The organism is Sunxiuqinia dokdonensis, from assembly GCF_001270965.1.
GTDB classification, from domain to species: Bacteria; Bacteroidota; Bacteroidia; order Bacteroidales; family Prolixibacteraceae; genus Sunxiuqinia; species Sunxiuqinia dokdonensis.
The window spans coordinates 43671-55204 of sequence record NZ_LGIA01000149.1; the positions used below are offsets into that span (position 1 = coordinate 43671).

Annotated in this window: 6 protein-coding genes; 3 read left to right on the forward strand and 3 right to left on the reverse strand. The window is 45.1% G+C overall.

Annotated features, from left to right (window positions below; genetic code table 11):
- Window positions 1-55: 55 nt before the first annotated feature.
- From NC99_RS09750 to NC99_RS09760, 3 genes are read right to left on the reverse strand one after another with little or no spacing between them, the layout of a single operon-like run.
- Window positions 56-1432 (reverse strand): TolC family protein, encoded by a 1377-nt coding sequence (locus NC99_RS09750; protein WP_082326407.1) that lies wholly within the window; start codon window positions 1430-1432, stop codon window positions 56-58.
- Window positions 1404-4457 (reverse strand): efflux RND transporter permease subunit, encoded by a 3054-nt coding sequence (locus NC99_RS09755; protein WP_053183011.1) that lies wholly within the window; start codon window positions 4455-4457, stop codon window positions 1404-1406. Before NC99_RS09755 ends, NC99_RS09750 begins: the two co-directional genes overlap by 29 nt.
- 1 nt (window position 4458) lies before the next feature.
- Window positions 4459-5478 (reverse strand): efflux RND transporter periplasmic adaptor subunit, encoded by a 1020-nt coding sequence (locus NC99_RS09760; protein ID WP_204374957.1) that lies wholly within the window; start codon window positions 5476-5478, stop codon window positions 4459-4461.
- Between the two features lie 696 nt (window positions 5479-6174).
- Here NC99_RS09760 and NC99_RS09765 point away from each other — a divergent pair.
- The 3 genes from NC99_RS09765 (at window position 6175) to NC99_RS09775 (ending at window position 11524) form a co-directional block, all read left to right on the forward strand.
- A complete protein-coding gene (locus NC99_RS09765; protein WP_053183016.1) occupies window positions 6175-6804 on the forward strand; it encodes an RNA polymerase sigma-70 factor in 630 nt (209 codons plus the stop codon).
- Window positions 6805-6848: 44 nt separating this feature from the next.
- The gene (locus tag NC99_RS09770) at window positions 6849-7838 is read left to right on the forward strand and encodes a FecR family protein (protein WP_053183019.1); all 990 of its coding nucleotides are present in this window, start codon (window positions 6849-6851) and stop codon (window positions 7836-7838) included.
- A gap of 221 nt (window positions 7839-8059) precedes the next feature.
- On the forward strand, window positions 8060-11524 hold the full coding sequence (locus NC99_RS09775; protein ID WP_162231192.1) for a TonB-dependent receptor: 3465 nt from the start codon (window positions 8060-8062) through the stop codon (window positions 11522-11524).
- The last annotated feature ends 10 nt before the right edge of the window (window positions 11525-11534 follow it).

Sequence of the window (11534 nt, forward strand, 5' to 3'; positions counted from 1 at the left end):
TTCACTGAATAAGCCTACTTCTCTCCACAATAACAGCACCATCCAGGTACTGTAACTAGACGTAATCCATGATTTTTCCGGAGATTTGGAGCAAGGAAATTTCGGCCAATTTGGTTTGAAACTTGACGGAGATCAGGCGTTCTTCGGCATCAAGCAAGCTTTTTTGCACTTCACGCAGTTCCAAACCAGACAATGCACCGAGCCGGTAGCGTTCCAGTGCAATTTCCAGGTTTTCTCGGGCAACTTCCAGGTTTTGCTCTTCCATTTTCACCAGCCGCAGGTTATTTTCGTAGGCATAATACACCGTCAGCAATTCTGCTTTAATGTCCTGCTCCACTTCCTGCAACCGATAGCTCCGGTTTTCAATTTCAATCAGCGCATTCGATTTTTCTCTACGACGATTGTTACCGTCAAAAATATCCATGCCCAAAACGATACCGTAATTAAAGGTTTTGCTCTGCTGGTTGTTGATTGTTAACGCCCCATAGTCGCTAATGGTACCGCTGCCATATCCGCGGTAAGCATAATTGTATCCCGAGGTCAGATTTAAATAAGGATACGAGCGCGACGCGATGATTTTGTAGTCGAGTTCAGAAATCAGCTGATTCTTCCGGGCAATTTGCAGGCTGGTATTCAGTTCCAAAGTCGCTTCGTGCAAATCTTCATATTCCAAATCCGGATTGAATAGAATCGACGTGTCTTCCAACTCAATTTGGGCTGCCAGGTCTTCAAAGGCCATCAGCTTTTTTAGCCGCACTTGCGATTCCAGAATTTGCTCATGCTGACGTGCCAGCCGCGAGCTGTCTTCATTCAGATAAACAATGGACTGTAGCAGTTCCAACTTCGAAGAAGCTCCCAGCAAATAACGTTCTTCATCAATCCGTGCCCTTTCTTTTGACAGCGAAACTGCATACTCCATGTTGTTGAAATAATTCAATTGCTGAATGTAGTAATAGTACTCAGCAACGATTTGGGCTACCAGGTTTTCCATGGCCATTTGGGTATTGATCTCGCCCACCTGGTTCAGTTCATTCAGCTTTTGCCAGGTGGTTTGCACGTTGAATCCACGAAACAAGGTCATATCCAGGTTTATTGCCGCCGACCCGGTGGTGTTGTGAATGCCCGTTGACGTATTTTTTGTGTCGTTGTTCATATTCTGGGTCGTGGAAGTAACATTGCCACCAAACCGATTGGTCGTTGTCACGGTGGGCAGGAAACCCGCATTGCCGCGCGAAAAATTGTTGGCCGAGATTTCCTCCTGGTTACGTGCCACCTTGATGGCGAAATTTTGCTCCAATCCCGTCAGTACACAGCGACTCAAATCGTAAACTTCCTGAGCCTGCAACATTCCGGAAAGAAAAAACAGGAAAAAAGCAGGCAAAAGGCTTTTGGTAATTCGGGTTCTAATTAGTTTTGAGGCTGGTCGCTTCATTGTTTATATTTTTTGATTCACTTGAAATTAACAGGTAGATGCCGGGCACAACATACAGGGTCAGGACGGTAGCAATCGTTAGGCCACCAACAACGGCAACCCCCATTGCGACGCGGCTTTGAGCACCTTCGCCAAAACCCAGGGCCAGTGGTAAAATCCCCAATATGGTTGATAAACTCGTCATGAGAATGGGCCGGAAACGTGCTGCCGAGGCAAACTTAATGGCGTCGAGCTTGTTCATGCCGGCTTCTTTGCGTTGGTTGGCAAATTCCACAATCAGGATGCCGTTTTTCGACACCAGCCCGATCAGCATGATAATCCCAATTTGGCTGAAGATATTCATGGTGATGCCAAAATACCACATGAATAACAACGCGCCGGTTAGCGCCAAAGGAACGGTCATCATCACAATGATCGGATCTTTGAAACTTTCGAACTGGGCCGAAAGCACGAGGAAAATTAAAACGATGGCCAGCAAAAAGGCAAACATCAAACTCGACGAGCTTTCCATGAAATCTTTCGAGTCGCCGTCGAGTGCGGTACGAAACGTATCGTCGAGCACCCGGTCGGCAATGTTATCCATTTCCTCAATGCCCTGGCTAATGGTTCTTCCATCAGCCAAACTCGACGAAATCGTCGCCGATACAAACCGGTTGTAACGGTAGAGCTGTGGCGGTGCCGTAGCTTCTTTAAGGCTAACGAAATTATCCAGCTGCACCATGTGCCCTTTGTCATTTCGAACATACAGCGATTTCAGATCCAAGGGTTTGTTCCGGTCCTGCCGGTCAAGTTCGCCCAAAATCTGGTACTGCTTGCCATTCATAATAAAATATCCAAAACGCTGTCCGCTAAGCGCCAGTTGCAAGGTTTGCCCAATATTTTGTGTTGAAACGCCCAACAGGTTGGCTTTGTCGCGGTTAATTTCGATTTGCAACTCCGGCTTTGTAAACTTCAGGTTGACATCGGCCATTACAAATGTCGGATTGTCTTGCACTTCGGCCATAAATTCCGGCAAAACCTCGCGCAATTTATCGATGGTTGGCGCCTGAAGCACATATTGAATGGGCTGCCGGGCGCGCCTTCCGCCAAAGGTCGATTGCTGAATGACATTGGCACGGGCCTTGGTTTTCTTCCTGAGCTCGCCGGTCAGCTCGCTGGCTATCTCTTGCTGCGAACGTTCGCGCTCTGACGGGTGATTGAGTACCACCCGAACAAAAGCCCAACTTCCGCGCACCAAAGTGGTCACCTTCTCCCGCTCCGGAATCACATCTTCAACCAATTTCGCAATATCCTCTACATATTCGTAGTTAAACTCATAAGTAGCACCTTCGGGCGACGAGACATTCACGTTCATTTGTGAGCGGTCTTCCAAAGGAGCCATCTCCGCAGGAATCACTTTCCAAAAAATAAAAATAAGGACGAAGGACAAAACCAGAATGCCAAGCGAAATCCATTTCCGACTGATAAAATTTTCGAGTGAACGCCGGTAAGCCTCGTTCAGCCTGACAAAAAACTTCTCGGTGTAATTATAGGCCTTACTTCGTTTGTGTCTTGTTTTTAGCAATTTGGTTGAAAGCATTGGGGTGAACGTGAGGGCGACGAACGATGAAATAGCTACAGCGCCAGCAATCACAATGCTGAACTCCCTGAAAAGTCGTCCGGTCATCCCTTCCAAAAATACGATGGGAAAGAACACCGCCACCAAGGTGATGGTGGTTGCGATGATGGCAAAGAAAATTTCATTGGCACCCTCCAGCCCCGCTTGCCGCGGACTCATGCCTTTTTCAATTTTTACATAGATGTTTTCCATCATCACAATGGCATCGTCAACCACCAAACCAATGGACAGCACAATGGCCAACAGCGTCAGTACATTGATGGTAAAGCCCGCCAGGTACATGATGAAAAAAGAGCCGATCAACGAGACGGGAATCACCAGGATGGGGATAATGGTGGTTCGCCAGTCGCGCAAAAAGGTAAAAATGATAATGACCACCAGAAAAAAAGCGACGTAAATGGTTGTTTTCACCTCATCAATCGATGACCGGATGTATTGGGTGTTGTCAAAACCAATGTCAACCTCGACATCGTCGGGTAAATCTTTCTTCATGAATTCCAGCCGCTCGTAAACGGCATCCACAATGTCAATGTGGTTGGCACCCGGCTGCGGAATGATTACGGTGGCCACCATCGGAATCCCGTTCATTTTCATGATTCCGCGCAGGTCTTCGGGCCCCAATTCGGCCCGACCAATATCCCGAACCCGGATCAGCTGATCACCGGACTGTTTCAAAATCAAACTATTAAATTCCTCCGGTGTCGTCATCAGCCCAAGTGTTCGGATGGTCAGCTCAGTGGTATTTCCCTCAATGCTACCTGCCGGAAGTTCGACATTCTCACGCAAAATGGCATTCCGAACATCGAGTGGAGTCATCTGATAGCCAGCAAGTTTAGCCGGATCGAGCCAAATACGCATGGCAAATCTTTTCTCGCCCCAAATTCCAACGGAGCTAACGCCCGAAACAGTTTGCAACTGTTCTTTAAATGTCAGCTCCGCAATTTCGGAAAGCTCCAGCAAAGACCGCTTGGGGCTTTTTACGGCAATCATCAAAATGGGACTGGCATCGGCATCGGCCTTCGAAACGGTCGGCGGATCGCAGTCGCGCGGAAGGTACCGCTGAGCTTGCGACACTTTATCGCGTACGTCGTTAGCGGCGGTTTCCAGATCAACCGACAATTCAAACTCGACTGAAATCCGGCTGCTTCCCTGGCTACTGCTACTGGTCAGGGTCCGAATCCCGGGAATTCCGTTGATCGATTGCTCCAAGGGTTCTGTAATCTGGGTTTCAATCACATCGGAGTTCGCGCCAGGATAGGATGTGCTCACCGAAATAATGGGTGGGTCGACGCTGGGAAACTCGCGGATTCCAAGGTAAGTCATTCCAATGGCCCCAAAAAGCAGGATCACCAGTGAAAAAACAGTGGCCAGAACCGGCCGTTTTATGCTGATAGATGAAAGACTCATGTTACTCGTTTAGTAAATGTTGATTGGTCACCAAGGTATCCAACTGAATCGGAAGATCTTCGCGAAGCTGAAGCGTTGCCGTGGTCAGCAGGGTGTCGCCAAAATTCAGGCCTGACTGAATTTGAATATGTGATTCAGTACGCAAACCTGTTTCCACACGCACTTGTTTGGCACGGCCATTTTTCAGAATGAATACTTTTTCTCCTTCCATCTCAGGAATCAAAGCCTGGGTGGGTATGGAAACGGCATTCTCAATTTGCGACAGCCGGGCCCGCACGCTGGCAAAACGGCCGGGTTTCAGTTCTTCGTTAGTGTTGGGATAAAGCGCCCGGGCAACAATGGTGCGCGTATTGACATCCACTTTCGGTTCAATGGCATAAACCTCGGCTTCAAAAGTATCCTGGTAACCGTCAAGCTGGAAAGTAATTGGAAAGCCCGCAACCACTTCTCCGGCATAGCGCTCAGGAATGGAAAACTCGATCTTAAGCGGACTGATTTTCACCAGTTGAACGATTTTGGTTTGGGTCGACGCATAAGCGCCTTCGCTAATCATTCGCAGTCCCACAATGCCGTCGAACGGCGCCCGCAACTCGGTTTCGGCAATCCGCGCCTCAACCAGCTTGATGTCAGCTTCCAGTGTTTCCAGCTCTGTCGCCACCTGGTCGTAGCTTTCGCGGCTGATGGCATCGCGGTCCAACAACTGCCGCTGCCTGTACTCCCGTTCCTCAACCAGTTTGCGTTGTGCTTGCAACTTTTGTAGTTGTGCCTGTAGCGGCAGGTCGTTAATTTTTGCCAGCAATTCGCCTTTCTTCACCCTTCGCCCTTCGCTAAAAAAGATACCAACCACTTTGCCCGAAGTTTCAAAGGCCAAATCCACTTCCTCGTCCGGCAGTAGGGAGGCTGTGCTGTAAATCATTTCGCTCATTTTTGTCGGAACCAAAACATAACCACTTGCAAACAGCGGCTGTTGTCCGCCACCGCTCATTCCTCTGGGTCCGGGGCCCTCATTCGGGCTGAACAAAGGCTTGATTTTAGGATACATTACAATCCCAACAAGCACAATTATTAATACAATAGAAATTGAGATCCTGATGATCTGTTTTGAATTGTTTGCCATGGCTATAATCGCTAGTACTTTAGGTTAATTTGAGTTGTTTTGACTACAAAAATATCAAAAGGTTAAAGCAGCTGATGACAAATATTAAGGCGAAATATTAAACGTTCGTTAATAAGAATCTAATATCCAATATTCCCCTTTAGCATCTGCGATTCAGCACCTAATAATCAATTGCAGTTCGACCACAACACATGAATTCCTGAACGAACGGCGCAAGTTACTAAGAATTTCTTTTCTTGAACGCCGCGATAAGTCTTTGCGGTCGTTTACCTGGCGGAGCCGAGCAATTCGAGGCTGCTTCCTCTTGACCAATTTTAATCCTAACTTAGCAAAACCTTAACCTCGTTGTAATAGAGTTTTCCCTTCTTTGATGCCACAGTCGTACAATTGAAACAGATGAATGATAAAAACCCAATCGCTATTTCCGTTTATAAATGACTGGCGGAAACATCTGATCTTGTTTTTAAATTGTTTCTGACTTAATCTGAGAATATTTCATAAGTTTACGAAATTGATAAGATCGTATGCACATCTCAATCACCGCATGCGAACACTGGGTTAACCTTTACTTTTTTCAATTTGAGAAATAAGGAATTAAATATGGATCTGACCAAGTCATCCTTCTTGGCAAAAGAAAAAAACTTTCGCGTAGTTTTCATGACCTATTTTGAATCTTTGGAAGTATTTGCTAAAGCATATGTCGCAGATGAAGAGGTTGCCAAGGATATAACACAAGAAGTGTTTGCGAATTTATGGGCAAAAAAAACTTCATTACCTCCACAAATTAACCTGAAATCTTATCTCTACCAAGCCACCAGAAACAACTGCCTGAATTACCTGAAACGATTAAAGATTCGAAGCAAATACGAAAAACGAGCGCGTGACAACTACCAGGATTTACTATTAAACCATGAAGCACTAAGTCAGCTTAACTTCGACGAGTTGTCGTATCAAGAGCTAGTAAATAGCTTATCTGAAGCTATCTCAGAACTTCCGCCCAAATGCAGAGAGGTATTTGAGCTGAGCCGCTTCGATGGAATGAAAAACAAAGAAATTGCCGACCACCTGAATATTTCGATCAAGGCTGTCGAAAGTCACATCTCAAAAGCTTTAAAAACACTGAAGAGCAAACTCAAACCACACTATCCCGCCAGCATGATCTTCTTTATCCTGTCAGAACGGCCCATAGCTAACCATAAAAAAAATCAACTTTTTCAAATTCGGAACTAGGGTAAAAACAGACTTGGTTGTTTTAGAAATAGAACACTCAAATTATGGACAAAGAAAAACTCATTGCTTACGTTAGCGGATCAATCACCAATCATGAAGAAAAAAAAGAAATTTTCGATTGGATTAACGCAAGCCCTGCCAACCGACAAGAGTTCATCGCCTACAAAAACACCTATGCGTTAAGCCGAAAGAGTAGTGGAAAAACAGATACCGAGCTTGAATTTTTTAAATTTCAGTCAAAAACAGGCAATCGCTACGACAAATTCACTCGGCAATTTGTCAAATATGCTGCCATTATACTCATCACTTTTGGAGTAAGCTGGCTTTCAAAAGACCAGCTTCAAAATTGGATGGTGTCTGAAAATCAACAAACTAACAAAATTATTTGCCCGGCCGGTCAAATCTCTGAAGTCATTCTTGCTGACGGCACGAAAATTTGGCTGAACGCTGGCTCTACGCTCTCCTACCCCACACAGTTCAACAAAAATCAACGAACCGTTCATCTAAGCGGAGAAGCATTTTTTGAGGTTAACAAAAGTGGGGAAGTGCCGTTCATTGTCAATACCAAAACACTAAATATCAAAGTACTGGGCACTAGTTTCAATGTTGACGCTTACAATGAAACACCCGTGACCAAAACGACCTTGGTGGAAGGCAAAATAGAACTATTGAATAAACAAGGATCCAGAATTGCTGAAATTAAACCTGGACAGCTGGCCGAACATGACCCGATCAGTCAGAAAATTCTTCTCCATGAGGTTGATACCCGGTTTTACTCCTCATGGAAAGAAGGGAAGATGACATTCTTTAACGAAACGCTTGAAAACATAGCGGTTAAACTGGAGCGCTGGTACAATGTCGAATTCGTCTTTAAGGATGAAGAAATAAAAACAGAACGATTTTCCGGCACATTTCTGAAATACAAACCCTTAGATCAGATTCTGGAAATTATAAAACTATCCTCTCAGGTGAACTCTGAAACAAAAATTAACCCCGAAGGAAAAAATGAAATCATACTTTCGAAATTAAACTAAATACCAATGAAAGCAGCAACCAGAACCTAGCAGAAAAAAGAATCGGTATTAGCTACGAACTAATACCGAAACATTTTTAGTTCCTATGAAACTTCGACCCTTCACAGGAACTACATAACAACCTTTAACAAGGTCATTATTAACAAATAAAGTTCAAATTTATGAAAAAAAGACTTAGGAATGGCATCCGGGCTGGTGGATGCACTAAATTTATTCGAGTAATGAAACTAACATTATTTTTCATGTTGACTGGGTTAATAGCTATTGCATCTTCAACCTATTCCCAAACACAGCGCCTTAATCTGGATATGAAAGGCGCTCAGCTAGTTGATGTTCTGAGTGAAATCGAACAACAAAGCAGTTTCTACTTTTTCTTCAAGAATGAAGAAATAAACAGCGTTAAAAAAGTCGATGCTCAATTCCATGAGGCAACAATTGACAAAATTCTATCCAGCCTCTTGAAAAATACAGGCTTGAAGTATAAAATCGTGGATAAGTATATTGTTATCAGTCCTGACACCAACGGAAGCTTATCGATTCAGCCGGAGGCCAGAACCATTGTTGGCAGAGTTACTGACTCGACCGGAGCTCCATTGCCCGGCGTCACCATCATGATCAAAGGAACCACCAAAGGAACCGTAAGCGATTTCGACGGCAATTACAGTGTTGCCTCGGTTCCCGAAAACGCTGTTTTGGTCTATTCGTTTGTCGGCATGGGAACCCAGGAAATAACCACTAACGGGCAATCGATGATTGACGTAACCATGCTGGAAGATGCCATTGGCATAGAAGAAGTGGTTGCAGTTGGCTATGGCACAATCAAAAAAGTAAACCTGACAGGTGCCATCAACCAGATCAGCTCTGAAGATCTGGAAGATCGCCCCATTACAACCATTTCGTCGGCTATTCAGGGTACCATGCCAAATCTCAACATATCATTTGCTGGTGGAGCTCCCGGGCAAATGGGCAGTTTGAATATCCGTGGCATGACCTCTCTCAACGGCGGTTCACCGCTGGTTTTAATCGATGGAATCCCGGGAACACTGGATCGTCTGACTCCGGAAGAAGTCCAGAACATTACGGTGCTGAAAGATGCGTCTTCGGCAGCCATTTATGGAGCACGAGGAGCGTATGGTGTAATTCTGATCACCACCAAAAGCGGTGAATCTGGGAAAACAAGCATTCGATACAATAACTCGTTCGGCTTTTCAACCCCGACGGTGAGTACTGATTTTATTACTTCGGGCTACGACTGGATGAAACTGAACGACGACGCTTTAGCACACGTCGGCGGCTATTCAGGCTACACCGAAGCGGATTATCAAGAATTGTATGATCGCAGAAATGACAAAACAGAACATCCTGACAGACCGTGGATTACTGTTCAAAATAGAAACGGGAAAGACCAATACGTCTACTACGGCAATTTCGACTGGTGGAACTTCATGTTTACAAAATGGCAACCTTCGCAGAACCACAACATTAATATTAGCCGTGGAACCGATAAGATTCAATTCATGTTGAACGGAAATATGAAGCTTCAGGATGGAATTATGCGTGTGGCTACTGACAAGTATAAATCGTACGCGTTGAGATCGAAAATAAGCGCTGAACTTTATCCCTGGCTGAAAGTATCAAACAACACCAATTTTTATAACTCCAACTACGATTACTATGGGCGTGAAGGCGGTGGAAACTCCAACTTCATACACATTAATGTGCATGCTTCGCCGGCTTATGCGCCCGTAAACCCAGATGGAACGGCCACCTACGTGTCGGGCCTGAATCGTTATGACATTGGTGATGGAATTTTTGCCATGTTACAAAGCCGAAATACCAAAGGTGCCAAACAAAAATATGAGCTGACAACAACGTCGGAAGCAACTTTTATTCCTTTGAAAGATTTGAATATTGTTGCCAACTATTCGTACAGCCTGTACACCGATCCAACCTATTACCGTCAGGTTCCAGCCACTTATTCGCTGTATCCGGGAGAAGTGGAAATTGCCACAAAATACAGTATTGACCGATTGAGCGAATCACAGCAGTTTAATCAGGTACACGTGATGAACGTTTACGCCAACTATAGCAAAATTATCGCTAACAACCACTCCATCAAAGGAGTAGCTGGATTCAACCAAGAACTACATCAGGCAAAAAAGATCAGTGCAGGCCGTTACGACCTTTTGTCACCCACACTGAATGATTTAAATCTGGCTACCGGCGATCCCTATGTTGGTGGGGGTTCCAGTGCGTATGCATTGCGAGGTATTTTCTACCGTGTAAATTATGACTATAAAGGAAAATACTTACTGGAAACCAATGGGCGGTACGATGGAACGTCGCGTTTCCCCAAAGGCGACCGATACGGATTTTTTCCTTCGGTGTCTGCCGGATGGCGAGTTAGCGAAGAAGGATTTTTCTCTCCAATAAAAAATACCGTTGACAACCTGAAACTGCGCGCATCATATGGCAGTTTGGGAAACCAGGCGGTGAGCGCACCTTACCCCTATATCTCAACGCTTAATCCCGGATCCATGTCGTATATTTTTGATGGCGATCAGGCACGCTACATGAACAGTCCTTCGCCCGTTGCAGGAAATTTAACCTGGGAGAAAGTAACTTCGTTCAACGTTGGGCTTGATGTCAGCTTGCTTGATAACCGACTCAATACCAGCTTCGACCGCTATACCCGAAATACCTCCGGGATGTTAAGCGCCGGCGAAAAACTGCCCAATGTATTTGGGGCAAGCCAACCGCTTGAAAACATAGCAAGCTTAAAAACCGAAGGATTTGAACTTTCCGTAGAATGGAGAAATCGATTCAATCTGGCCAACAAACCATTTCGCTACTCCACGCGGTTCATTCTTAGCGATAACTACGCCCACATTACCAAGATTAACAACCCAACAAAGCTGACCTATTCAAACTACGAAGGGAAGCGAATAGGCGAAATTTGGGGGTATGTGACTGATGGATTCTTTTTAACTGATGCCGAGGCAAAAACCTATCCCGTAAACCAGGAATGGTTGAACAGGATTCGCAATGAATACAACATCCCGCTGCGTGCAGGCGATTTACGTTGGGTTGACTTAAACGGAGACGACATCATCGACTCCGGAGAGAATACTGTTGACAACCCGGGTGATCAAAGAGTAATTGGAAACACAACACCTCGATATGCCTACGGAATGAGTGCCACTGCAAACTGGAATAATATTGATTTCTCAATTTTCTTCCAGGGAATAGGCCAACGAGACTGGTATCCGGGTAACAATGCCGACCGATTCTGGGGTCCTTACTCCAGGCCTTATTTTTCCTTTTTACCCAAAGATTTTGAGTCACTCATTTGGAGCCCAGACAACCCGAATGCCTATTTCCCAAATCTTCTAGCCTACACAGCGCTTAACGCAAACAACGAACTGAGAGCCACCAACAATCGGTACCTACAAGATTTGGCTTACTTGCGATTAAAAAGCCTGACCATCGGCTACAGCTTGCCAAACTCATTGATCAATCGATTCAAAATTAAGAAGTTCAGGATTTTTGCTACCGGTGAAAACCTGTTGACCTGGACCAAACTGGACTCCGATTATATTGATCCGGAACAAGCAATGGCCAACGGAGATGCGCGCGTATATCCATTCAGCACAACTTATTCATTTGGATTTGACATTACATTCTAACGATAAATAT